General features: G+C 73.3%; 15 protein-coding genes. 3 read left to right on the top strand and 12 right to left on the bottom strand.

The features are described from left to right. Positions 1 to 143: 143 nt before the first annotated feature. The 4 genes from ACIPPS_RS13520 to ACIPPS_RS13505 form a co-directional block, all read right to left on the bottom strand. Positions 144 to 1,586 (bottom strand): GH1 family beta-glucosidase, encoded by a 1,443-nt coding sequence (locus ACIPPS_RS13520; RefSeq protein WP_401430534.1) that lies wholly within the window; start codon positions 1,584 to 1,586, stop codon positions 144 to 146. A gap of 102 nt (positions 1,587 to 1,688) precedes the next feature. Beyond that, positions 1,689 to 2,576, bottom strand: coding sequence for a carbohydrate ABC transporter permease (locus ACIPPS_RS13515; protein WP_401430532.1), 888 nt, complete (start codon positions 2,574 to 2,576; stop codon positions 1,689 to 1,691). A gap of 4 nt (positions 2,577 to 2,580) precedes the next feature. Continuing rightward, positions 2,581 to 3,579 (bottom strand): carbohydrate ABC transporter permease, encoded by a 999-nt coding sequence (locus ACIPPS_RS13510; RefSeq protein WP_401430531.1) that lies wholly within the window; start codon positions 3,577 to 3,579, stop codon positions 2,581 to 2,583. A 102-nt stretch (positions 3,580 to 3,681) separates the two neighbouring features. Further along, positions 3,682 to 5,031 (bottom strand): ABC transporter substrate-binding protein, encoded by a 1,350-nt coding sequence (locus tag ACIPPS_RS13505; RefSeq protein ID WP_401430529.1) that lies wholly within the window; start codon positions 5,029 to 5,031, stop codon positions 3,682 to 3,684. A gap of 215 nt (positions 5,032 to 5,246) precedes the next feature. Here ACIPPS_RS13505 and ACIPPS_RS13500 point away from each other — a divergent pair, with 215 nt between their 5' ends. The 3 genes from ACIPPS_RS13500 (at position 5,247) to ACIPPS_RS13490 (ending at position 12,016) form a co-directional block, all read left to right on the top strand. After that, positions 5,247 to 6,275, top strand: a complete 1,029-nt coding sequence (locus ACIPPS_RS13500; RefSeq protein WP_401430527.1) for a LacI family DNA-binding transcriptional regulator — start codon at positions 5,247 to 5,249, stop codon at positions 6,273 to 6,275. A gap of 266 nt (positions 6,276 to 6,541) precedes the next feature. Further along, positions 6,542 to 11,146, top strand: a complete 4,605-nt coding sequence (locus tag ACIPPS_RS13495) for an aminotransferase class I/II-fold pyridoxal phosphate-dependent enzyme (protein WP_401430525.1) — start codon at positions 6,542 to 6,544, stop codon at positions 11,144 to 11,146. A 102-nt stretch (positions 11,147 to 11,248) separates the two neighbouring features. Continuing rightward, entirely contained in the window at positions 11,249 to 12,016 is a 768-nt protein-coding gene (locus tag ACIPPS_RS13490) for a class I SAM-dependent methyltransferase (protein ID WP_401431410.1), read from the top strand. Here the strand turns inward: ACIPPS_RS13490 and ACIPPS_RS13485 are convergent. The 8 genes from ACIPPS_RS13485 to ACIPPS_RS13450 are packed head-to-tail and all read right to left on the bottom strand — an operon-like array spanning position 12,007 to position 23,873. After that, positions 12,007 to 13,311 (bottom strand): beta-galactosidase, encoded by a 1,305-nt coding sequence (locus ACIPPS_RS13485; protein WP_401430523.1) that lies wholly within the window; start codon positions 13,309 to 13,311, stop codon positions 12,007 to 12,009. The genes ACIPPS_RS13490 and ACIPPS_RS13485 overlap by 10 nt on opposite strands. After that, positions 13,308 to 14,405 (bottom strand): glycosyltransferase family 4 protein, encoded by a 1,098-nt coding sequence (locus tag ACIPPS_RS13480; RefSeq protein ID WP_401430521.1) that lies wholly within the window; start codon positions 14,403 to 14,405, stop codon positions 13,308 to 13,310. The genes ACIPPS_RS13485 and ACIPPS_RS13480 overlap by 4 nt, the downstream gene beginning before the upstream one ends. Beyond that, positions 14,402 to 16,084 (bottom strand): ArnT family glycosyltransferase, encoded by a 1,683-nt coding sequence (locus tag ACIPPS_RS13475; RefSeq protein ID WP_401430519.1) that lies wholly within the window; start codon positions 16,082 to 16,084, stop codon positions 14,402 to 14,404. The genes ACIPPS_RS13480 and ACIPPS_RS13475 overlap by 4 nt, the downstream gene beginning before the upstream one ends. Beyond that, the gene (locus ACIPPS_RS13470; RefSeq protein ID WP_401430517.1) at positions 16,081 to 16,920 is read right to left on the bottom strand and encodes a PIG-L deacetylase family protein; all 840 of its coding nucleotides are present in this window, start codon (positions 16,918 to 16,920) and stop codon (positions 16,081 to 16,083) included. The genes ACIPPS_RS13475 and ACIPPS_RS13470 overlap by 4 nt, the downstream gene beginning before the upstream one ends. Beyond that, a complete protein-coding gene (locus tag ACIPPS_RS13465; protein WP_401430515.1) occupies positions 16,902 to 18,725 on the bottom strand; it encodes a glycosyltransferase family 4 protein in 1,824 nt (607 codons plus the stop codon). Before ACIPPS_RS13465 ends, ACIPPS_RS13470 begins: the two co-directional genes overlap by 19 nt. Further along, on the bottom strand, positions 18,722 to 21,667 hold the full coding sequence (locus ACIPPS_RS13460; RefSeq protein ID WP_401430513.1) for a hypothetical protein: 2,946 nt from the start codon (positions 21,665 to 21,667) through the stop codon (positions 18,722 to 18,724). Before ACIPPS_RS13460 ends, ACIPPS_RS13465 begins: the two co-directional genes overlap by 4 nt. Further along, on the bottom strand, positions 21,664 to 23,118 hold the full coding sequence (locus ACIPPS_RS13455) for a glycosyltransferase family 4 protein (protein ID WP_401430511.1): 1,455 nt from the start codon (positions 23,116 to 23,118) through the stop codon (positions 21,664 to 21,666). Before ACIPPS_RS13455 ends, ACIPPS_RS13460 begins: the two co-directional genes overlap by 4 nt. 5 nt (positions 23,119 to 23,123) lie before the next feature. Continuing rightward, positions 23,124 to 23,873, bottom strand: a complete 750-nt coding sequence (locus tag ACIPPS_RS13450; protein WP_401430509.1) for a dolichyl-phosphate beta-glucosyltransferase — start codon at positions 23,871 to 23,873, stop codon at positions 23,124 to 23,126. Between the last annotated feature and the right edge of the window lie 334 nt (positions 23,874 to 24,207).

Raw genomic sequence — 24,207 nt, 5'->3', positions numbered from 1 at the left:
CATCGCAGACGTTACGCCGGGCGGGTGCCCCGCGCACGCCGTAAGGCTCTGACCTGCGGCGATGCTCCCGCCCTCGCGTACGCCTCGCTCAGGACCCGCCCTTGCCGGTCGAGCCCCGAAGCCGGTGGGCGCCCCGCCCGCGCTCAGCCCTCCACCGGGTCCACGAGCGCGTTCGCGTCGGCCACGCGCGCGTACCAGTGCGCGCTCGACTTCGGGGTGCGGGCGAGGGACGCGTAGTCGACGTGGACCGCGCCGAACCGCTTCTCGTAGCCGTACGCCCACTCGAAGTTGTCCATGAGCGACCAGAGGAAGTAGCCGCGGACGTCCGCCCCGTCCGCGATCGCCCGGTGCACGGCCGCCAGATGGCCGTGCACGTAGGCGATCCGGTCGGGGTCGTGGACCGAGCCGTCCGCGCCGACCTCGTCCTCGTAGGCGGCGCCGTTCTCCGTGATCAGCAACGGCAGCCCGGGGTGGCGGGTGGAGACCCGGGTCAGCAGCGCGTACAGCCCGTCGGGGTCCACCGCCCAGCCCATCGCCGTGCGGTCGCCGGGCGCCTGGTGGAAGGCGACGTCGTCGGCGCCCGGCCAGGGGGAGTGCTCGCTCGCCCCGTGACCGTCGTCCTGCGGCTTCGCCATTCCCGAGGTGACCGCCGACACCACCGTCGGCGTGTAGTAGTTGATGCCCAGCCAGTCCAGCGGCCGGCCGATCGTCGTCGTGTCGCCGTCCCGTACGAACGCCCAGTCGGTGAGGGACGCGGTGTCGGCCAGGAGGTCCGCCGGGTACCCGCCGTCCAGGATCGGCCCCAGGAAGACCCGGTTGCCGACGGCGTCGATCCGGCGGGCGGCCTCCCGGTCCTCCGCCGACGCGGTGAGCGGCCGGATCTCGTGCAGGTTCAGGCTGAGGGAGACCTCCGCCCGCCCCGGGTGCGCGGAGCGCAGCGCCTGCGCGGCGAGCCCGTGACCCAGGTTCAGGTGGTGGGCGGCGCGCAGGGCGGCGACGGGGTCGGTGCGCCCGGGGGCGTGGACCCCGGAGCCGTAGCCGAGGAAGGCGGTGCACCAGGGCTCGTTGAGGGTGGACCAGCGGGTGATCCGGTCGCCGAGCGCCTCACCGACCAGCTCCGCGTACGCGCCGAACCGTTCGGCCGTGGCCCGCTCGGGCCAGCCGCCTGCCGTCTCCAGCTCCTGCGGCAGGTCCCAGTGGTAGAGCGTGGCGACCGGCTCGATGCCCGCCGCGAGCAGCTCGTCGACGAGCCGGCGGTAGAAGTCCAGGCCCTTCTGGACGGCCGGCCCACGCCCGGTCGGCTGGACCCGCGGCCACGACACCGAGAAGCGGTAGGCGCTCAGGCCGAGGTCCGCCATCATGCGGACGTCGTCCCGGTAGCGGTGGTAGTGGTCCACGGCCACATCGCCTGTGTGGCCCTGGAACACCTTCCCCGGCGTGTGGGAGAAGGTGTCCCAGATCGACGGCGTACGGCCGTCCTCGGCCGCCGCTCCCTCGATCTGGTACGCGGCGGTGGCGGCGCCCCACAGGAAGCCGGGCGGGAACTGACGGACCGTCGTGAGCGGTCGGGGATCTGTCGCGGTCATGCGGAAGTGCTCCCGGGTGAGAGGGACGAAGGGAAACGGGCAGGGGCGGGGCCCGGTCCGCGGGTCGGGTCCTGCCCACCGCGGACCGGCTCGCGCCCCGGGTCAGCTCTTGACCGCGCCGGTGGTGATGCCGCCCACGATGTGCTTGCCGAGCACGGCGAAGACCAGCAGCAGCGGCAGGGTGGAGATCAGCGCGCCGGTCAGCACGATCGACTGGTCGACGGTGTGGTTGCCCGCGCCGAGGCCGGCGAGCGCCACCTGGAGCGTGGGACTGCCGTCCGGGGTGAGCGCGATGAACGGCCAGAAGAAGTCGTTCCAGGCCTGCACGAACACCAGCATGCCGAGCACCGCCATCGCCGGCCTGGCGACCGGCAGGACCACGTGCCAGATGATCCGCAGGCTGTGCGCGCCGTCCACCCGGGCCGCCTCCACCAGCTCCACGGGCAGCGCCTCGATCAGGTACTGGCGCATGAAGAACACGCCGAACGCGGCGACCAGGGAGGGCAGGACGACGGACTGGAGCTGGTCGACCCAGCCGAGGTCCGTGATGATCCGGTAGAGCGGGATCACGCTCAGCTGCGGAGGGATCGTCATGGTCGCCACGACCAGCGTCAGCAGGGCGCCGCGCCCCTTGAACGGCAGCTTGGCGAAGGCGAATCCGGCCAGCGTGGAGAAGAGCACGGTGGACAGCGCCACCAGGCCCGCCACGATGGTCGTGTTGACCAGGGCCTCGCCCATGTCGACCTGGTTCCAGGCGAAGGAGAGGTTGTCGAAGAGCCGGGGGCCGGGCAGCAGCGGCGCCGGCGGAGAGACCACGCGCTCGCCCGAGTGGGAGGCGGCGACGAGGTTCCAGTACAGCGGGAAGAGCGAGACGAGCGCGGCCAGGCCCAGCAGGACGTAGGTCAGCGGGCCGGCGCGGTGCTGGTCACCGGCCGGCGGGCGCGGACGCAGGCGGGGTCGGACCCGGGTGCGCGGAGACGGATGTGACATGAGGTCAGGCCCCCAGCTTCTTGCGGTTCGCCCGGGTGAGGAGCGTGCGGACCGCCCCGATCACCAGCAGGAGCAGCAGCATCACCCAGGCGATGGCGGACGCCTGGCCGAGCGCGCCGGTCACCCAGCCCTTCTCGTACATCAGCAGGCTCAGCGTCTGGAACTGGTTGCCGCTGCCCCCGCTGATCCCGAGACTGCCGCCGAAGATCATCGGTTCGCCGAAGAGCTGGGTGGCGCCGATCGTGGAGACGACGATCGTGAAGAGGATCGTCGGACGGATGGACGGGATCGTCACGCTGAGGAACTGCCGCCACCGGGAGGCCCCGTCCAGCGCCGCCGCCTCGTAGAGGTCCTTCGGAACGGCCTGCATCGCGGCCAGGTAGATCAGCGCGTTGTAGCCCGTCCAGCGCCAGGTGACGATCGTCGAGATCGCGATCTGCGCGGGCCACTTGGAGGACTCCCAGTCCACCGGTGCGAAGCCGACCCAGCCGAGGACGGTGTTGATCAGACCGTAGTCGGTGTTGAAGAGCTGGGCGAAGACGAGGGTCGCCGCCGCGATCGAGGTGGCGTACGGGGCGAGGACCGCGACCCGGAAGAACCCCCGTCCGCGCAGCCGGTAGTTGAGCAGATGAGCCAGGCCGAGGGCCATCAGCAGCTGGGGCACGGTCGAGACGACACCGATGGTGAAGGTGTTGGCGAGCGCGTTCCAGAAGAACTCGCTGTCCGCGAGGGCGGTGTAGTTGTCCAGGCCCCGCCACTGCGCGTCCCCGCCGAGCTCCACCCGGTGCAGCGAGAGCCAGCCCGTGTAGACGAGGGGGAAGAGCCCGAAGGCGGCGAAGGTGAGGAAGAACGGCGCCACGAAGACGTACGGACTGAACCGCAGGTCCCAGCGGTGGAAGCGGCTGCCCAGGCCTCCACGGGGCGGCGGGGGAGGCGGGGCGGCGAGGGAGGGCGGGGCGGGCGGCGGGGAACCGTCGGCCGCCGCCCGCAGGGAGGTGGCCACGGGGGCGTCCCTTCGGGGTCGTTGCGGATGCGCGTCGCGCGGGGGCGGGGGCGGGTGGCCGCCCGGCGGGGGAGCGCCGGGCGGCTCCTGGACGGGCTCCGGCTACTGCTCGATCTTGTCCTCGATCAGCTTCCTGACGTTCTCCCACGCCTTCGCGGGATCCGTGCCGCGCTGCTCGATGTCGAGGATGCCGTTGTCGGTGAGGAAGGTCTTCACCTGACCGTCCCAGCGGCTGATCGGGGCCGGTGTGATGCCGGCGGCCGCCTCCGAGTAGATCCGGCCGACGGGGGTGTCCCCGAAGTACGGCAGCTTCGCGTCCTGCACGGTCGCCGACGTGAGGGTGTCCTTGGTGGAGGGGATGTTGCCGTTCACGCCGAAGACCTTGGCGTGCTGCGCGGGCGCGGTGAGCCAGGCCGCGAGTTCGGCGGCCTCCTTGGCGTGCTTGCCGGCCTTGGGCACCGCGAGGAACGAGCCGCCCCAGTTGCCGGCCACCGGCGGTGCGGCGATGTCCCACTTGCCCTGGTTGGCCGTGCCCGCCTGGTCCTTGATGATGCCGGTCATCCAGCTCGGGCAGGCGACCGTGGCGAACGTGGAGTTCTTGAAGGCCGCGTTCCAGGTGCCCTTCTCGTCGAACTGGCGCAGCTTCGCGGTGATACCGCCGCGCGCCGCCGCGACGGCGGTGTTCCAGGCCTTCTTCACGCCGGGACTGTTCTCGTAGTCCAACTCGCCCTTGGCGTCGGCGTACTGCACCGGCTCGCTGGAGACGACCGCGTTGAACAGACCGCTCGCGGAGTCGTGGAAGGACGTCCCGGCCGGGGCGTTCTTCTGGTAGGTCCGGCCCGTCTCCAGGAACTTCGACCAGTCGCCCTGCCACAGCGCGGAGACGGCGGCGCGGTCCGTGGGCAGCTTCGCCTCGGCGAAGAGCTCCTTGTTGTAGCAGATGGCCATCGGGCCGATGTCGGTGCCGAGACCGATGACCTTGCCGTCCGGGGTGGTGGCCTGCTTGACCTTCCAGTCGAGGTACGCGCCGAGGTCGGCGCCGCCGGTCGTGCCGAGGTCCACCCACTTGCCCGCCATCGCGGGACCGGTCGCCTCCGCGACGTAACCGACCTCCAGGGCCTGGATGTCGGCGAGCCCGCTGTTGCGGGACAGCCGCAGCTTGAGGGTGTCCCAGTACTTCTGCCCGTCGGCGACGTTCGACTCGACGATCTCGATGTTCGGGTGCGCCTTCTCGTACTCGGCGTAGAGCTTCGCGCCCGTCTTGTCGTCGTAGCCGAAGGAGCCGAAGGTTCCGATGCGCAGGGTGATCTTCCCGTCGCCGCCGGCCTCGTCGGAACCGCCGTCGGTGCCGCAGCCGGTGATCAGGGCGGCGCAGACGGCCACCCCGGCGACCGCGGCCCGCGCGGTCCGGCGGTGCCCCTGTCTGCTGCGGCTCGTGCTGGACATGCGCATACGACTCTCCTCGTCCGGGGTGGTGCGATGCGTGGCTCGGTGCGGCCCGCGCGCGGCTCGGTGTGTGGGAGCGCTCCCACTGCGTCTCGCCGGAAGGTTGCTGCCTGGCGCGTACGAGTGTCAAGGGGCGGGTCGGGATCCGTTACGGAACGGGTGGGAGCGCTCCCACTCTTGGTACAGTCACCGGGACACAGGGGACGTGAGGGGAGACGGCAATGGTGGTGAGCGGGCGCCAGACCGGCAGGCCCACCCTGGAGGAGGTCGCGGCCAGGGCCGGTGTCGGCCGTGGCACGGTCTCGCGAGTGATCAACGGCTCCCCGCGGGTCAGCGAGCAGGCCAAGGCCGCCGTCGACCGGGCCGTCGCCGAACTGGGCTACGTACCCAACCGCGCGGCGCGGGCGCTGGCCGGCAGCCGCACGGACGCGGTGGCGCTGGTGATCCCCGAGACCGAGGCGCGGCTCTTCGCGGAGCCGTACTTCCTCGACATCATCCGCGGGGTCAGCGCCGAACTGGCCGACGCCGACAAGCAGTTGCTGCTCACGCTGATCCGCAACGACAAGGAGCGCCAGCGCTTCGAGCAGTACCTCGCCGCCCAGCGGGTGGACGGCGTGCTGCTCGTCTCGGTCCACGGCGACGATCCGCTGCCGGATCAGGTGCGGGCGCTCGGCCTGCCGGCCGTCCTCAACGGCCGCCGCACCGAGTCGGAGCAGGTGGCCTACGTGGACTCCGACAACGTCGGCGCGGGACGCTCGGCCGTCGCCCATCTCGCCGGGCGCGGCCGCCGCCGCATCGCGACCATCACCGGCCCGCTGGACATGTACGTGGCCCGCTGCCGCCTCGACGGCTACCACCGGGGTCTCGCGGAGGCCGGGCTCGCGGCGGACGGCCGGCTCGTCGCCACCGGCGACTTCACCGAGGAGGGCGGGCGGCGGGCCATGCGGGACCTGCTCGACCGCAGCCCCGGTCTCGACGCCGTCTTCGCCGCCTCCGACGTGATGGCGGCAGGGGCGCGCGGGGTGCTGAAGGAGGCGGGGCGCCGGGTCCCCGAGGACGTGGCCCTGGTCGGCGTCGACGACTCACCGGTCGCCCGGCACATGGACCCGCCGCTGACCAGCGTCCGTCAGCCGATCGAGGAGATGGGCCGCACGATGGCCCGGCTGCTGCTCCAGGAGATCGCGGGGGCGTCCGAGGAGCAGCCGCACCGCGTACTGCCCACGGAGCTGGTCGTCCGCGACTCGTCCTGACTCCCCCCGCCCGCCAGGGCCCCGGGGGGCCGCGACTCGTCCTGGCCCCCGCCCGCCACGGCCGCGGGGAGCCGCGACTCGTCCAGACCCCCGCCCGCCGCGGCCCCGGGCGTCCGCGACTTGTCCAGACCCCGCTCCCCACGGCCCCGGCCGCGCCCCGGCCGCGCCCCGCTCCGAGATGCACCAGCCGTCCGATGCCCCGAGAATTGGGGGGTACGGGGTCAGTTCCGCCACCGGGCGCCAATCTGGCAAGGGGGCGGTCGAGGATGCCGCTGCGACAGCAGAACCGGGTGCATCTCCGGCCCGGAACGCTGAAGAGCTGGACCCTGTTCTACGTCGTGATCGTCTCGGGGCTCACGGCCGCCTACCTCGCGTTTCCCCAATGGCACACCCTGCTGTGGGCGCTGGTCGGTCTCGGCGGGGTGGTCGCGATCCTCACGGGCGTCCACCTCCACCAGCCGGCCAAGCGCTGGCCCTGGCTCGTGCTCGCGGGCGCCAACTTCACCTTCGTCGCGGGCGACACGGCGTACAACCTCCTGGAGAGCCTGTCCGGCCAGACCAACCCCTTTCCCTCGGTCGCGGACGCCCTCTACCTGGCCACGTACCCGCTGTTCGCCATCGGGCTCTTCGGGTTCATCCGCTACCGCGCCGCCGCCCGCGACCTCGCCGTGGCGCTCGACGCCCTCATCCTCACCTCCGGACTCGCGCTGCTGTCCTGGGTGTACCTGATCACCCCGCTCGCCAAGTCGCCGGACATGACGTGGATCGAGAAGGCGATCTCGATCGCGTATCCCCTCGGCGACGTCCTGATGCTCGCCATGCTCGCCCGGCTGCTGTTCCCCGGCGGCTTCAAGTCCCGTTCCGTGCAGCTGCTCACCGTCGGCACGTGCGGCATCCTCGCCTCCGACGTCATCTACGGGGCGCTGCAACTCCAGGGCACCTGGCAGGTGGGCACCGGCTGGGACATCGGCTGGGTCCTCTTCTTCACCGCCTGGGGCCTGGCCGCCCTGCACCCCTCCATGACCGGCCTGACCGAGCGCGCACCGCAGCCCCCGGCCGTCATCGCCGAACGCCGCCTCGCCCTGCTCGCCGCGGCCTCGCTGATCGCCCCCGTCCTGCTGCTGTACCAGTCCCTGCGCAACGACCGCGAACAGGACATCGCCGTCATCGCGGTCTTCTCCGCGATCATGTTCCTGCTGGTGCTCACCCGGCTCTGGGGCATGATGGCCGAACACCGCAACGCCGAGGCACGCGAGCGCAGTCTGCGCGTGGCCGCCGCCTCGCTGGTGGCCTCACTGAGCCCCCGCGAGGTCGCCAGCGCCGTCGAGGTGGCCGCCGCGACCCTCGTCGGACCCGGCACCCCGCACAAGACGATGCTCCTCGCCCGGGACCGCCGACGGCTCCTGTACGCCGTCCCGACCGGGCACCTGCCCTGGAGCTTCCGGGGCACCGAACTCACCGGCCCGCACGGCGCCCCCTGGCCCGAACTGCTCGCCGAGGGCGGCCGGGTCGTCTCCACCGACGCCCTCGACCCCACCGTCGCCCATGCCCTCGGCCCGCTTTCGCACGCCCTGCTCTGTCCGGTCGCCCTGCAGGCGCCCGCCGCCGGGGAGTCCCTGCTCGGCGTCCTGCTGCTCGCCGCGCCCGAGAAGAAGCTCCGCGCCATCACCGGGCCCGCGCAGTCCCTGGCCTCGCAGGCCGCCCTCGCCCTGGAGCGGTTCGGGCTCAGCGAGGAGGTCAACCGCCGCACCAGCGAGGCGTACTTCCGCACCCTGGTGCACAACACCTCCGACGTGATCCTGATCGTCGACGACGACGACACCGTGCGGTACGCCAGCCCCTCGGCCGAGTCCATGTTCGGCCACTCCCTGCTGCCCGGCACGCCCCTGACCGACCTCCTGGCGCCCGGCGACGCCGCCGGCGCGCTGCGGATCCTGGCGGGCGTCCGCTCCCGCGACGACGTGGACGCCCGGGACGACTGGAAGCTGCGCCGGGGCGAGGCCACCGACCTGCACGTCGAGGTCCGGTGCAGCAACCTCCGTAACGAGCAGACCGTCCACGGCCTCGTCCTCACCCTGCGCGACGTGACGGAGCAGCGGAAACTGGAACGCGAACTCACCCACCGCGCCTTCCACGACTCCCTCACCGGACTGCCCAACCGCGTCCTGCTCCTCGAACGGATCGAGCGGGCCCTGCTGCGCGGCCGCCGTGAATCCACCCTGACCTGCATGCTCTTCGTCGACCTCGACGACTTCAAGGTCGTCAACGACACCATGGGTCACTCGGTCGGCGACGAACTCCTCGTCGCCGTCGCCCGCCGGCTGACCTCCGTCCTGCGGCTCAGCGACACGGCGGCGCGGCTCGGCGGCGACGAGTTCGCCGTCCTGATCGAGGGCGCGAGGGAGCCCGGGGACGCCGAGGCCCTCGCCGCCCAGATCGTGCACACCCTCAGCCAGCCCTTCCATCTCACCGACGGCGCCGTCTCCGTGTCGACCAGCGTCGGGGTCGCCACCGTCCTCGACAGCGCCCACGCCGAGGAACTCCTCGGCCACGCCGACCTCGCGCTCTACGCGGCGAAGGCCGCGGGCAAGAAGCGCTGGCGTCGCTTCCGGCCCGAACTGCACTCCCGGCTCGTCGCCCGGCACGAACTCCAGGAGGGCATGGACACGGCCATCGCCGACCACGCCTTCGCCCTGCGCTACCAGCCGATCGTGGAGGTCGTCGGCGGGGCCGTCGCCGGCTTCGAGGCGCTGATCCGCTGGCCGCACGCCCGTCGGGGCATGGTCCCGCCCGACCAGTTCATCACCCTCGCCGAGGAGAGCGGGCACATCATGCCCCTCGGCGCCTGGGTCCTGGAGCACGCGGCGCTCGACGTCGCCCGCTGGCAGCGTTCCCGGCCGGGCCGGCAACCGCCCCTGCGCGCCAACGTCAACGTCTCGGCCCGGCAGTTCCGCGACCCGGGCCTGCTCGACGACGTACGCCGCACCCTCAGCTCCTCCGGGCTCGCGCCGGACTCCCTGGTCCTGGAACTCACCGAGACCGTGCTGATGCGCAAGGACGACCAGATCCGCACCACCATGGGGGCGCTGCGCGACCTCGGCGTCTCCCTCGCGATCGACGACTTCGGCACCGGGTTCTCGTCGCTCAGCTATCTGCGGGAGTTCCCCATCGACGTCCTCAAGGTCGACAAGTCGTTCATCGACGACATCACCACCGACCCGCAGCAGATGGCGCTGGTCGAGGGCATCGTCCGGATCGCCGACGTCCTCGGGCTCGAGGTCGTCGCGGAGGGCATCGAGCACGAGGGGCAGCGCGAGCTCCTCTCCGACATGGGCTGCCAGTACGGCCAGGGCTTCCTCTTCGCCCGGCCCATGACCGCCCACCAGGCCGAGTCCTTCCTGCGCCGCTCCACGTCGGGCACCGCGTCCGCCCCGACGGCGAACACACCGGCCGCGCCCGCGCCGGCCGGGACCGCCCTGGCCACGCCCCCGGTCACGGGTGGACACCTCGCCGCCGCCGGCCGTCCGGTGGCGCCGCCGCGGGCGGCCCGGACCACGGCGGGGAAGCCGACGGCGGCACGGGCGGCGGCCGGCCGGGCCGCCGGACAGCGCGCTCCCCGCTGGCGCGACCTGGAGCGGCTGAAGCGGACCAGCCGGATGTGCGACGCCGTCATCGACGAGATCGACGGACGCAAGCTGCGCGTCGAGGACCAGTGGCTCGTCGACTTCGCCTCCTGCAACTACCTCGGCTTCGATCTCGACCCGGAGATCATGGCGTCGATCGACCCGCAGGTCAGGACCTGGGGCACCCACCCCAGCTGGTCGCGCCTGATCGGCAGCCCCCGGCTCTACCCCCGGATCGAGGAACGGCTCACCGAACTGCTCGGCGCGCCCGACACCCTGCTGCTGCCGACCATCACCCTCATCCACCAGTCGGTCATCCCGCTGCTCGCCGGCACCGGGCGCGTCTACGTCGAGGCCCAGGCCCACCGCACGGTGTACGACGGCTGCGTGGTCGCGCGCGGGCAGGGCGCCACGGTGGAGCGCTTCCACGCCGACAGCCCCTGGGAGCTGGAGACACAGCTGCGGGCCCTCCCCGGCGACGTCGCCCGGCTGGTCTGCATGGACGGCGTCAACAGCATGACCGGCAACTTCCCCGACCTCGGCGCGATCGCCCGGGTCTGCCGCGAGAACGGCGCGCTGCTGTACGTGGACGACGCGCACGGCTTCGGCGTGATCGGCCAGCGGGAGCCCGGCGAGACCTCCCCGTGGGGCGCCCGGGGCAACAGCATCGTCCGCCACCTCGGCGAGAGCTACGAGGGCCTGGTCCTGGTCGGCGGCTTCTCCAAGGCCTACTCCTCGCTGCTCGCCTTCCTCGCCCTCCCGCGCCGGCTGAAGGACCACCTCAAGGTCGCGGCGGCCCCCTACCTCTACTCCGGGCCCTCCCCGACCGCCTCGCTCGCCACCGCCCTCGCCGGACTCGACGTCAACGCCGTGCGCGGCGACACCATCAGGGCCGACCTCCACCGCAAGACCGCGCGGGTCCTCGACCACGTCCGCGCCCTCGGCATCGACACCCCCAACACCGACGGGCTGCCGATCATCGAGATCCCGCTCGCCGACGCCCAGGACCTCGAAGCGGTGGCCGCGTTCCTGTGGGAGCGCGGCATCTACGTCACGTTGGCCAGCTATCCGCTCGTCCCGCGCGACCGGGTCGGCTTCCGCGTCCAGGTCACCGCCGCCAACACCGACGAGGAGATCGAGCAGCTCAACGCGGCGCTGACCGATCTCTCCCGTCGCTTCGACCTCCAGCGGACCGCCTCCTCCCGCCCCGGCGGCGCCCGGGCCGGCCGGCCACCGGAGCCCCGATGAACGGGACGCGCGGATGAACGGGACGCGCGGATGAACGGGGACGCGCGGATGAACGGGGACGCGCCGATGGACCGGGACGCGCCGATGAACGGGGACGCGCCGATGGACCGGGACGCGCCGGTCCGGGCGCCCCGGCACAACCGCGACGCGGACTGGAACGCCTGGCCGGTCGCCGACTACCTCGCCGAGAACTACCGGCTGCTGCACCCCTGCGACATCGGCGTCATCCACCACCACGCGGCCTTCTACCGGCGGTTCGCGCCCGGCGGCATCGCCCGCTCCCTGGAGTTCGGCGCGGGCCCCAACCTGTACCCGCTGATGCTCGCTGCGGCGGCGAGCCGGCGCATCGACGCGCTCGAACCCAGCGCGGCCGGCGTCCGCTACCTCCGCGACCAGCTGGAAGGGCGACCCGACGACACCTGGCTGCCCTTCTACACGCTCTGCCGCGAACTCGACCCCCGGCTTCCCCCCACCCCGGCCGAGGCGCTCGCCCGCGTACGGATCGTGCCCGGCGACGCCGACGCCCTGACGCCGGGCAGCTACGACCTGGCCTCGATGAACTTCGTCGCCGAGAGCGTCACCGAGGACGTCGCCGAGGTCGCCGCCCTGTGCGCCGTCTTCGTCGGCTCGGTCCGGCCCGGCGGCCACCTCGTCGCGTCCTTCATGGAACGCATGCCCAGCTACCGCATCGGCAGCGGACCCCACTGGCCCGCCTGCCCGGTGGACGAGGGCACGCTCCGGGACGTCTTCGCGCCGCTCACCGAGGAGCTGCGGATCGACCGGGTGGCGAAGGACCTCACCCTGCCCGAGTACGGCGACACGGGCGTACTCCTGCTGACCGCGCGTCGCCGCCGTGACGCTCAGACGTGACGGCGGATCACCGCCGCGTACTCCTCCAGCGAGGAGCCCGGCGTGCCGTCGTAGAGATTCTCGTCGAAGGCCCACATCATGCCCTCGAGACCGCACGAGGTCATCTGCTGCGCCGCCGTCACCATCACCCCGGGATGGTACGGAGCCACCTGCGGCCCCGCGCTCTCCCCGGCGATCCGGGTGAAGCCCTCGGCGCGCGCGACGGCCACCAACCAGCGGGTGGAGGACCAGGACCGCACGACCGCCTCGTCCGGCGCCTGGACGTCCACGTCCGCGTCCGTGGGCGCGCAGGCGTTGTCCCGGGGGCTGCCCGTGCCGTCGACGAGGGCCGTCGACACCAGGACCACGTTCTCCTGCGGGTGCATCATCCCGAGCGTCTCGAAGAACGCCACCCCGCGCCCGACCAGCCGCGCCGCGTCCGCCGGACCCAGATGGGCGGTGATCGCCTCCCGCTGGTCGGCGGGGCGGTGACCGGCCCCCGGGATCAGAACCTTCAGCGGACCGGTGTGGCCGAGCTCCGTGTACATCCCGATCTGCCAGTTGACGGCGTCGGTCAGCGACGCGAGGTACCAGTCGTACCAGAGCCGTACCTGTTGCTCGGTGAACGGCTTGCCCCGGTAGGTGTCCTCGCCGGGCCGCCACTCGGGGAAGGGGTTCCGTGCCACCGTGGCCGGACGGTCCGACGAGGCGGCGGTGGACTGGGCGTTGTCGTCGAACGCCCAGAACTCGCCGTCGGGCCGGTCCGCCGAGACGGGCGGGGGATAGGCGAACTCCCCGGACTCGTCGACCCCGATCCGCAGCGCCCAGAAGTCCCCGAGGCCGATCCGTTCCTTGACCTCGTGCACGTACTGCTCGGCCTCGGCCCGGATGTCCGAGCTGAAGACGATGTTCGGGCTCTGCGAGGACCGCTCGCCGAACTGGTTGACGTACACCGTCCAGGGATAGGCCGTGGCGAGCCAGTCCGGCGGATGGTGCAGGCCGAGCCCCGCCTCGATCTTCATCCCCGCGTCACGGAACGCACGGATCCGGTCCTTGACCCCCTCCGCGTAGGTGGTGTCGTAGACGTCCTGCCGCGGCTCGAACCGGTCCCAGTCGATCTCCAGGTGTGCGACCCTGACGCCGTGCTCGTCCTCGTGACGTGCCTCGGACGCGTCGGTCTGGAGGGTCCCGAACCAGTACGCCTCCGAGCCCGACTCGCTCCCGTCGGCCTGGCGCAGGATCCCGAGCGTCGCCAGGACCAGCACCAGGGCGGTGAGCAGTCCGAGCACTGCGCGGCGTCGTTCCTTGGACTTCATGCCAGCAACTCCCGGTAGAGGGCCTCGTACTGGACCGCGAACCGCTCGGGGCCGAAGGACTCCTCCACGGTCGCCCGGCCCCGGGCCGCGAGCATCTCCCAGACACGGGGCTGTTCGAGCAGCCAGGCCAACTGCTGCCCGGTCCGGCGGGAGTCGCCCGCGGGCGCCCGCAGGACCGCGTTCCCCAGGTCGGCGAACTGGGGCAGGTCGCTCAGGACGGCCGGTCGCCCGGTGGACAGCGCCTGGAGGACCGTGATCGGGATGTCCGCCTTGCCCCCGATCACCGGCGGCGGGAAGAGCAGGACGTGTGCCGAGGCCAGCAGGGCGTGCATGTCATGGACGTAGCCCCGCACCTCGAAGTCGGTCAGGCCCACCGCCCCCGCCAGCTCCCGCAGTTCGCCCTGCAGGACCGCCGTGTGCTGCCCCGGGCGACCGCGCATGGCGAGGACCAGCCGGAACCGCGCCCCGGCCCGCGCGGCCTCGGCCGCCGCCTCGACGGCGATCACGGCGCCTCCGTGCGGATCGTGATGGCCGACGAAGAGCACCACCGGCATCCCCGCGGGGCGCGGCAGATACGGCCACCGCCCCACCTGGACCATCGGCGGGATCACCCGTACGTCGCCGAAGTCCGCCGCCCGCAGCCGCCGGGCCATCGACTCGGTCAGCGCCACCGTCGTCCCCAGCGGTCGCGTCCGGGCCAGCAGGCCGGAGTCCATCACCCCGGGCACGCTGTGCACCACCGGCCGCGCGCCCAGCATCAGCGGACGCATCCACGAGTAGACCGGAAAGGTCCGTCCGATCGTCAGGAAGGCGTGCACGAGGTCGGCCCGGCGGGCCGCGAAGGCCCCGGCGACCGCGGCCTGCAGCCGGACCGGCGCGTGCGGGGCGCCGTCGCGGGACCACAGGGCGATCGGCCGGCCGACGGGCGGCGGCGGGCGCCCCCGCCGCCCGGTCCACTGGGAGAACCAGAAGAACTGGAACCCGGGCAGCGCCCCGAGGACGTCCCGTGCCAGGGCCACGTCCGTGCCGTCCGCGCCGTCCAGCGGGCTGCTGGTCAGGAGCAGGACGCGGGGGGTCCGCGCGCTCACCGTCATGGCCCGGCCTCCCCGGGCGCCGGACGCGCGGCGTCCGGCAGCGGAATGCGGTACAGCGCCAGCGTCCCGTACATCTCGCCCTCGAAGGAGAACAGCAGCCGGCCCCGCTCGGTGAGCCACCGGACCTCCGCCTCGCTCGTGTTGCCGTACCCCTGCTCGATCACCTTCCAGGGGACGATCAGGTACTCGACGCGTTCGTCGGCCCGGTCCTGCTCCGAGACCCAGTGGTCCAGTCGGTACCGGTCGTTGAGCGCGTAGTGGGAGACGCCCATGCTGGTGCCGCCGTCGACGGTGGCGATGCTGGTCCCGGGCGGCAGATGCTCGGTCACATAGGCCCGCAGCCGGATGAAGCCGTCGTCGGCCCGGCCGCGCTCCTTCGCGTACGCGGCGGCCGGTCCGACGATCGCGCAGGCCAGGAACGCGGCGGAAAGCCCTGCCGCGACCCCCGCCCGGAGGCTCATGCCGTGCCGGGCCGGCAGCGGCAGGGTGACCGCGAGAGCCACCAGGTTGGGGACGAAGAGCAGATAGAGCGCCTGCTCCTCCAGGGTGCCAAGGGCGAACGCGTACACCAGGGTGACGATCGCCGAGGCGTGGAAGAGGGCGAGCAGCCGGTGCACGCGGTCCTTGCGGCGTAGCAGCAGGTAGAGCGCCAGGGGCGTGAGCGCGAGCAGGGCGTAGGTCGGCGCGTACTCCGGGAGCTGCGCGGTCAGCCGCCCCATCAGCGAGGGCGAGCCGGGCGCGTTGAAACCGGTCTCCTGCACGATGCCCAGCAGCCTCTGCAGGCCGATCGTCTTGGCGTACCAGAAGTCGTCGAGATGGCCGAAGACGGTCACCAGGCCGAGGTAGACGGCGTACGGCACCACCGCCGTCGCCAGGGTGAGGCGCACGAACCGGCGGGGCGGCCCCCAGTTCAGCGCGAGCGCCGCCAGCAGCGGCAGGAGGGTGATCAGCGCGGAGTGGTCCTTCGTCAGGATCGCGAGCCCGAAGAGGAGGCCGGCGACGACGGCCCTCGCGCGCGGCCGCCCCGGCGGATCGTCGCGCGCCAGCGGGAGCAGGACCAGGTATCCGGCCAGCACCCAGACCATCGTCTCGGTCTCCAGCAGCGCCCGGTCGTTCTGAAGGACGCAGTACTGGTCCACGGCGAAGACGAGAGCGGCGACGACTCCGGCGCCGCGCGACCTGACCCGCGCCACGAGGAGGACGAGCAGAGCCGCCGTCACACCGGCGAGCAGCGCGTTGAGCACCCGTACGTCGATCACCTGCGCGAGGACGTCACCGTCCGAACCGAACAGCCGCGTCCAGCCCGCCTGGAGGTAGAAGAACCCCGGCGGGTGCAGGAAGAAGAGCCCTTCCTCGGTACGGGGGAAGCCGCCCGCGCCCGCGCTTCTGCCCAGCTCCGTGTAGATCAGCTCGTCCACGAACACGTCGCCGGACCGGTCGACCGCCACGAGCCGCAGGGTCGCGGTGACCACCGCGGCGAGGCCCGCCAGGACGAGGGTGGGCAGAGGCCACAGCGCGCGGCGGCGGACCCGGCCGGACCGCTCCGGCTGCTGGGTGCCGCTCGGGCCCATGTCCGCGTCGGTGCGCTTGGCGGAGCCGGCGTCGGTGTCGGTGCCGGTGCCGGCGGCCGTGTCGCTGTCAGGAGCGTTGCCCAGTGCGGTCGTACGGAAGAGGGTCATGACCCGCCTCCCGCCCCTGCCGCCGGCGCGGCGCGCACGTCTTTCGGCAGCAGATAGACCTCGGGCGCGAGGGGGATCGCCCCCTGCGGGAACAGCGCGTCCGCCTGGGTGCGGTACCCGCGGATCAGCGCCTGCTTCGCGTCGAGCCCGTCCTCCCAGCCGCACACGACGAACGCGTGGCGTGCGGTGAAGGAGGCGTCGGGCTGGTGTCGCTGGTTGTACGGGAAGTCGCTGTAGTACGCGACCCTGCGCCCGCCGCGCTCCGCCGCCGTACGCACCAGGACATGGTCGGCGTGGCCGCCGACGCCCAGCGGGGCGAGCACGAGGCCCCGGTCAGGGGGCAGCAGCGCGACGATCGACTCGGTCACCGTGCGCAGGGTCTCGGCGTCGTGCCGGGAGACCCGGCCGCGCGACAGATGGAGCCGGTACGTGGGGTAGACGTGGTCGATCTCCGGCAGCCGCCCCGCCAGGCCGCCCGAGTGCGGCGCCCGGCCGCTCCGGCGCCGGAACAGGCCGTCCACCAGTCCGACATGACTCCACGCCACGCCCAGCTCCGCCATGACGGCTCGGTCCTCGTCCCGCCGGGCCGCGTACAGCTCCTGGGCGTCCGACGCGCCGGTCTGGCGCAGGTACTGCCGGCCGGACAGGGTGTACGGCGGCGGCGCGGCCTCCGTGAAGAACGACACGACCGTCACCGGGACCCGCCCGCGCGCGTGCAGCAGCAGCCCGCCGCAGGACAGCACCGCGTCGTCCAGATGCGGCGACAGCACGATCAACGGGTGGCCCGTTTCGATCTCGGCGATCAGCGGCTCGGAGGTCAATGGCTGGTCGGCCATGGCGCACCCCTCCTGTCCTTCCTCGGCCGCCGCCCGGCGGCCGGAGCGTCGATCAGACGGCGCGTCAGGGCCAGGTACCGGCCCGACATCTCCTCCCACGTGTAGTGCTGCGCCGCGTGCCCGGCCCGCCGTCCGAGCGCACGGCGCGCGCCCTCGTCGGTGGCGAGCATCCGCATCCGCTCGCCCAGGGCCGCCACGTCGAACGGCGGGACGGCGACGTCGCCGCCGTCGCGCATCCATCCGAGGGCGGGCAGGTCGAAGTGGAGGACCGGCTTCCCGTACGACATCGCTTCGAGCGCCACCAGGCCGAAGGTCTCGTGACGCGACGGCATGACCAGGAAGGCGCTGTCGCGCAGCAGGTCCCGCTTGAGCTCCTCCCCGGCGAACCCCACCCAGCGGACGCTGCCCGGGTGCGCGGCGAGCAGCGCCGCCAGCTTGCGTTCCTCGGCCTGAGTGCCGCTGCCGGCCAGCACCAGCGGCAGCGGGGGACGGCTCCACAGGTAGGCGTCGAGCAACAGGTCGATCCCCTTGCCCCAGGTGTCGATCCGCCCCAGGAACAGGATGTACTCGCCCGCGCCGAGCGCGGCGTCGTCGAGCTGCCGCTGCTCGACACCGTTGCCGATCACCTGCACGTCGGCCCGGGGGCCGAGCCGCCGTACGGCGGACGCGTCGGCCTCGTTCATCACCACGATGTTCCGGTAGCAGCGCAGTCCCAGCCTCTCCACCAGGAAGAACGGGATGTGGTAGCGGCGCCACAGCGCCTCGGCGCTGCGGCCCTGGTCGACGCCGACGACCGGGGCGCGGGTGAAGAGCGGCAGGAAGCTCGTCGAGAGCGGTGGGGTGAAGTTCTCCAGCCAGACGTCGTGCGGGATCCTGCGGGCCAAGAAGGGCAGCAGGGTCAGGAAGAGCAGCTGTCCGGCGCGCGGACCGGCCCGGCGGACCGGAACGCGGACGTAGCGGATGCCGTCCCGGCGATGGGTTCCCCCGTGCGTCCCGGCCGTCACCACGGTCACGTCGAAGTCCTCCGCGAGCCGACGGGCGACCTTCTCCACCACCAGGGCCCCACCGCCCCGGTAGTCCGGGTCGCCCGCGTCGTCGAAGATCGAGATCACGACCCGCCTGCGCGTCGTCGGGAGCGGCCCCGCGTTCGCGGAGTCCGGCAGGCGCCGCATCCGTACGCCGTCGAGCACCCGCTCCGCCGCCTCGGCCGCCACCCGGGACGGGGCCCGCTCGCCGTCGATACGGGCCACGCGGGGCAGGCGCGAGGCCCAGGCGCGATAGCGCGCCCACTCGAAGGCCGGCGAGCGGGCCGTCCACTCCCGGTCGCGCCCCCGGAGGGCCGCGGCCGGAGCGCTCTCGACCAGCAGGGTCAGATCGTGGCGCCGGGCGAGCCGGACGAAGGCCGCCGAGGCGCGGTCGGCCGGCGGGAGGTCGAAGGCGACCAGCCCGTCCAGCGGCCCCCGGTCGGTCAGGACGACCGCCGGCAGCCCACGGGACCGTGCCGCCAGCGCCCGCCGCGCGACGGAGGTCCGTACGGTCAGCTCGGTGGCGTGGAGCAGTGCGTGGGCACGGCGCGCCCACGATCCCCGGCGCGCGGGACCGGCGGGGCGCCGTGCCTTCTCCTCCTCATCCCTCGACCGCGGAGGAGAACCGGACCCACGGCAGAGGAAGCAGCCGTGGTCGTCGAGGGCCGTCACCGCGAAGCCGCGCTCCCGGAGCAGCCCGGCAAGCCGCGGGACCAGCGCGGACGTGTCCGCGCCCGCGGTTCCCGAGACCGCGACAAGGAGAGGCGTCGCCGTGTTCATGAGGGGTGCCTCCGCAGTCTCTCGGTCACGACGAGCGGCACGCACACGGCGACCTCGCGGACCGCCGCGCGGGCGCGCCCGCGGGTCAGCAGGTGCCCGGCGTGCTCGGCGCCGGTACGCAGGGAGGTGGTGACGGGCAACGGCAGGGGCAGCCGTACGAGTTCGCCCCGGTCGAGACGGGCCATGGCCTCCATCGCGAGGGCCAGGGCCTGCCCGCCACCGGAGAACCAGCCCTCGCGGGCGGCCTGCGTGCGGGCCTCGGCCAGCACCTCGGGTGCCAGGAGCTCCCGCAGCGCGAGGAGTTCGGCCAGATCGAGCGAGAGTTTCCGGAACAGCCCGTGGGCCAGCCGGATCCGCAGCCGGTCGGCCGGACACGGGACGAGCCAGGCGCGGCCGTCGTGGTCGGGGACGGCGTGCGCGAAGAGGCGGTCGGCGGCGATGACCGGGACGCCGAACCAGGACACCGCAGTGCCCAGATGGGCGGAGGGGCCGTCGGGCGGCACCAGGAGCACGGCGGTGGAGCGGTCCGGCCAGGAGGCAGACCGGTGCGCGTACCAGCCGTCGAGCGCCGTCCTGGCCGCCTTCCAGCGGTCGGCGGGGACGACGAGGCCGAACGTCTCGTCCAGGTGGTCGCCGCTCGGGTCGTTCTCGATGAGCACGGTGGGGATGCCGGCACCGCCGAGCCGCTCCGTCGAGACGACGAGATTGCGGCGGAAGAGCCGGGTCGCGTCGCTCACCGCGTCGACGGTCGCGGCCAGTTGGCGGGGGTAGGCCCGGGCGAGAGGGCCCTCGACCCGGTTGCTGCGGGCGGCGCCCAGCGCGGCGTGCAGCTCCTCGTCCGACGCGGGCGGGCGGTCGCCCCGCCAGACGGCGTCGGCGAGCAGCCGAAGCGCACGCCCGTCGCCGTCGGGGTCGCCGTGGCGGTCGCCGTGGCCGTGGCCGTCGGGGGCGGGGGCGAGGCCCCGGCGGGAGGGGGCCTCGGGCACGGACGGCTCGTGCGGGTCGTCGGTGGCCTGCCGCGCCTGCGGGCCCTGCGGGTCGTTCGGCTCGTTCAGGCCCTGTGGGTTCTCCGGACCCCGCGGGCCGTTCGGGCCCTGCGGGTTCTCCGGGCCCTGCGGCTCGTTCGGGCCCTGCGGGTTCTCCGGGCCCTGCGGGCCGTTCGGGCCCTGCGGGTTCTCCGGGCCCTGCGGGCCGTTCGGGCCCTCCGGGGCCGATGGGTCGTCCGAGGCCCCGGGCGGGTCGTTCTCGGTCGGCGGGTCGTGCGGGTCGTGCGGGACGGATGTGGAGCGCTTGGCGAAGAAGCGGTAGAGCGCCACGGAGGTCGTCAGGACCGCGGCGATCAGCCATGCGAGGGCGTACGGCCGCAGCGCCAGGAGCACCCCGGCGAGGAGCAGCGGCGGCAGCAGGGCGCGGAGCACGGGGGCGGTGCGCCGGGTGGTGGACGGCCCGGCGGACCGTCGGCGGCCCGCCTCGCGGACGAGCAGGACGCCCAGAGCGACTCCCGTCCCGCACATCCCGCCGATCGCCATCCCCAGCACACCGCCGGCCGCCCACCCGGCCGACAGCCCGGTCACGTAACAGACCAGGCCGACGAGGAGCGGACGCAGCACCCCGTAGTCGTTCACCGCCTGCGAGAAGGTCACCAGCAGGCTCAGCGCGCCCAGCGCGAGACCGGCGACCGCCGTGCACGCCATCAGGGTGCTCATCCGCGTGTACTCGTCGGGGAAGACGGTGGTGAGCACGCCGCCCGGGGCGGTCGCCGCGACCACGGCCAGCGGCAGGGCGACCGTGAGGTACATGCCCATCGCGCGGGTGGCGAGCGGTGTCCCGGCGCGCCGCCGGGAGAGCGCGGGCAGGAAGGCGATGGAGACGGCCCCGGCGAGGAAGAGCGGCACCCGCCCCAGCATCACGGCGGCCTGGTAACTCGCCGCGTCGGAGCGGTCGGTGGGGAGCATCGCGACCAGCACGACGTCGAGCGCCGCCATCAGCGCGATGACGCCCTGGAGGGAGGCGACGCCGACGGCGCGCCGCCACAGTTCACGGTTGCCCGTCGCGGCCAGCCACGGCCGCCGGCGCGTACTGCGGTATCGGCGCGGGAGGAAGAGCGTGAACGGCGCCACGGCGATGCCGAACGCGGCCAGGGCGCCGGTCGCGCCCAGATCCAGCGCCGTCACGAGGAAGAGACCGATGCCGAGTTTCAGTACGGCTTCCACGACCGTGAGCGACGCGAGAGTGCGCAGACGTTCGGTGCCCTGGAGCCAGCCGACGCAGACCCGGGTCACATAGATGAGCAGGGTGCTGGCGCCGATGACGAGTGTGGTCCCGAGCCCGGCGAACTGGTGGGCCACGGCGCCCACGACGGTCGCGGCGAGTACGCCTCCCACGATCGCGGTCACCACGGCGAACCGGATCGCCTCCCCGCGTTCGGCGTCCGACCGGGTCCGGGCCAGGGCCTGGGCCAGCATCCACGGCACGGTCACCACGGCGACCGCCGCGGTGCACACGATCAGGCCCTGTCCCGCGGCGAACGTGGCGTACGACCCGACGTCGAGCAGCCGCGTGAGCGCCAGCGCGTAGACGTAGTTGACCACGCCGACGGTGACGGCGGCGGTCGCGATCCAGCGCGCCCCGTGCACCGCGGTGACCTCGTCCGGGGCGGGCACGGTGGCGTTGGCGGGCACGGTGTCCGTGGCGGGCGGTGTGCCCGTCACGGTGGCCGCGTCGGCCTCGGGCGCGGCGTCCGTCTCCGGCGCCTCGCCCGCGGTTGTGTCCTCCTCCGCCGCCGGTGCCGTGACCGCCGCCGTGCCCTCCGCCGCCTCCGGTGCCTCGTCCGTCGTCGCTGCCTCGTCGCGGAGGTCGGTGGCGTGGGTGTCGGCCCTGCCGGGGCCGGCGGCCCGGAGGCCGGCCGTGCGGGGGGCGGTGACGGGGCGGGTGGTCGTCATGGCCGGACGCCTCCCGGACCCTTCCTCGTCGTGGTCTCCCGGGGAGGGCTCGCCGTGCCGACGAGCACGTCCCGGCCGCCGGCGAGCGTGACGGTCGCCTCGCGCACGTCGAGCCTCCTCAGGGCCTCCAGCGCCCGCACTTCGTCACAGCCGTGCAGGAGCAGCCGGAAGCCGTCTCCGTCGCGGCTCCACACGTCGGTGCCGCGCAGCGTGCGCCGCAGCGCGCGCTCGGTCGCCTCGGCGTCGCGCGCGGTGAAGCGGGTGACGACCGACAGGTCGCTCGCCCGGCGCCGCGACCGCCGGTGCCGGTGGATCCGCTGGAGGTCTTCGAGGACCACCTGCGCCAGCCGCTCGGCGCTCGCGTCCCAGGAGAACGCGGCGGCCCAGGAGCGGCAGCGGGTGGCCATGGACGTACGGGTCTCGGGCCGGGCCAGCTCGTCGAGGGCCGCGCCGACCCCGTCGGCGAGGTCGGCCGAGGACGGCAGCAGCCAGCCGTTGACCCCGGGCTTGATCGCGTCGCGCAGCCCGGGCACGTCGTAGGCGAGGGCGGGGGTGCCCTCGGCGTTCGCCTCGATCACGGTGAGGCCCCAGCCCTCGGCGACGGACGGCACGACCGTGAGCCACGCGCGGCGGAAGAGCTCCTCCTTGCGTTCCTCGGAGACGTGCCCGTGCAGGACGACGGCGGAGGCGACGCCAAGTTCCTCGGCGAGCGCCGCGAGCCGGTCCCGTTCGGGTCCGTCGCCGCAGATGTCGACCCGGAGGTCCGGCGTCCTCCGCAGCAGCTCGGGCAGGGCGCGGACGAGCAGGTCGACGCGCTTCTGCGGCATCAGCCGGCTGACGACGGTGATGGCGGGGGTCCCACTGCGCTCCCCGTCGGGGGCGTCGGACACGGCGTGCGGGCTGCCGTTGGGCACGATGTGGATCGGGTTGCCGAAGCCGAGTTCGCGCCGGGCGCCCTCTCGCGTGGACGGCGAGACGACGACCATCGGCCGCCCCCGGTACACCCGTCGGCTGACCTGCTTCTCCAGGACCCTGCCGACCGCGTTGAGCGGCCAGCGGAAGCGCAGGTCGAACTGGTGCTGGTGGATGTGGTGGATGACGCAGATGTCGGCGGTCCAGCGTGGGGTGAACAGCGGTGAGAAGAACGGGATCCCGTTCTGGAAGTCGACCACCGCGTCGTACGCGTGACGGTTCCGCAGCAGATGCCGGGCGGCCGCCGCGTACACGCCGAACGTTCCGCCGGCCCGCACGATCCGGATGCCGTCGCGGTACTCCCGTGCCGGGGCGCCGGGGCAGCTCGCCGAGACGAGCGTGATGTGGGCTCCCGCCGCCGAGAACCGCTTGGCGATCTCCCAGCAGTACGCCTCGGCGCCACCGGCGTCCGGGTGCGCGGGGTCGCGCCAGTTCAGGAAGGCGATGTCGGTACGGGCGAGTTGGTCGAGGGAGGTCATCGCGATCACCGGGCCAGAGACAGTCGCAGCAGGTCGGCCATCGAGCGCAGGCCGTCGCGGCGGGCCGAGAAGGTCGACCCCGGGACGTCCGACCACACCACCGGGACCTCGACGATGTCGCGCCCGGCGCGGACGACCCGGGCGAGCATCTCGACGTCGAAGGCGAACCCGTCGATGTGGCAGTCGTGCACGACCTCGCGGATCAGCGGGCCGGAGAAGAACTTGAAGCCGCACTGGGTGTCGGCGATCCCCGGCAGCGTCAGATGGGCGAGCGTACGGAAGAGCAGGCCACCGCCGCGCCGCAGCACCGACTGCTCGACCTCCAGCTGGGCGCCGGGCGCGTGCCGCGAGGCGATGACGGCGCCGTGGCCCGCGCGCAGCAGCTCCATGACACGGTCGAGGGTCTCGATGGGGGTCGCGTTGTCGGCGTCGGCGAAGCCGATGAAGCGGGCGGAGGAGGTGGCGATCCCGCGCCGGACGGCGGCGCCCTTGCCCTGGTCGCTACAGCCGATGACATGCAGTCCCACGGGCGAGTCGGGGAGACCGTCCAGTGCGTCCACGGTTCCGTCGGCGCTGTTGTTGTCCACCACGACGACGGCGGACGACCACGGGCGGGCGGCGAGGTAGGACATCGTCGCCTCGATCGTCGAGGGAAGTCTGCGCTGCTCGTTGTAGGCCGGAATGATCAGTTCGAGGTCCACGGCCGGCCGGGTCAGCCAGCGGGGGAGCGGTGCGTGTGCGCGCACGGCGGCCATCACGCCTCGCCTCCTTCGGGGGCGCGGCGCGCGGGGCGTCGCGAAGTCGTACGACGGATCGGGGGTACGGGCGGGACGTCTCCGGATGTCTCCGGACGTCGCTGGTCAGCGTGGTCGGCCGTCAGGCGGCGGCAGCCGCCGCAACTGTCCGACTCGTCGGAGGAATCGGGGCGACCCGAGTGGCCGGAGGCGCACGAACGACCGGAACGGCCGGAGTGACCGGAGTGGTCTGGGTGGTCTGAGCCTTTCGGGCCGTCGGACCCTTGCTTGGTCGCTGCTCGGGCCCGGACGGTGCGGGAACGCCGACGCCGGGCCGCCGCCCTCGGTACGCGGG

Origin of the sequence: Streptomyces sp. NPDC090127 (assembly GCF_044746945.1) — a bacterium.
In the GTDB taxonomy this organism is placed as follows: Bacteria; Actinomycetota; Actinomycetes; order Streptomycetales; family Streptomycetaceae; genus Streptomyces.
This window is presented reverse-complemented; position numbering and strand designations above follow the sequence as displayed.

Coding starts and splice junctions, on each gene's coding strand:
- ACIPPS_RS13520 (WP_401430534.1), bottom strand. CDS start 1,586: ATGACCGCGACAGATCCCCGACCGCTCACGACGGTCCGTCAGTTCCCG.
- ACIPPS_RS13515 (WP_401430532.1), bottom strand. CDS start 2,576: ATGTCACATCCGTCTCCGCGCACCCGGGTCCGACCCCGCCTGCGTCCG.
- ACIPPS_RS13505 (WP_401430529.1), bottom strand. CDS start 5,031: ATGCGCATGTCCAGCACGAGCCGCAGCAGACAGGGGCACCGCCGGACC.
- ACIPPS_RS13500 (WP_401430527.1), top strand. CDS start 5,247: ATGGTGGTGAGCGGGCGCCAGACCGGCAGGCCCACCCTGGAGGAGGTC.
- ACIPPS_RS13495 (WP_401430525.1), top strand. CDS start 6,542: ATGCCGCTGCGACAGCAGAACCGGGTGCATCTCCGGCCCGGAACGCTG.
- ACIPPS_RS13490 (WP_401431410.1), top strand. CDS start 11,249: ATGGACCGGGACGCGCCGGTCCGGGCGCCCCGGCACAACCGCGACGCG.
- ACIPPS_RS13485 (WP_401430523.1), bottom strand. CDS start 13,311: ATGAAGTCCAAGGAACGACGCCGCGCAGTGCTCGGACTGCTCACCGCC.
- ACIPPS_RS13480 (WP_401430521.1), bottom strand. CDS start 14,405: ATGACGGTGAGCGCGCGGACCCCCCGCGTCCTGCTCCTGACCAGCAGC.
- ACIPPS_RS13475 (WP_401430519.1), bottom strand. CDS start 16,084: ATGACCCTCTTCCGTACGACCGCACTGGGCAACGCTCCTGACAGCGAC.
- ACIPPS_RS13470 (WP_401430517.1), bottom strand. CDS start 16,920: ATGGCCGACCAGCCATTGACCTCCGAGCCGCTGATCGCCGAGATCGAA.
- ACIPPS_RS13465 (WP_401430515.1), bottom strand. CDS start 18,725: ATGAACACGGCGACGCCTCTCCTTGTCGCGGTCTCGGGAACCGCGGGC.
- ACIPPS_RS13460 (WP_401430513.1), bottom strand. CDS start 21,667: ATGACGACCACCCGCCCCGTCACCGCCCCCCGCACGGCCGGCCTCCGG.
- ACIPPS_RS13455 (WP_401430511.1), bottom strand. CDS start 23,118: ATGACCTCCCTCGACCAACTCGCCCGTACCGACATCGCCTTCCTGAAC.
- ACIPPS_RS13450 (WP_401430509.1), bottom strand. CDS start 23,873: ATGGCCGCCGTGCGCGCACACGCACCGCTCCCCCGCTGGCTGACCCGG.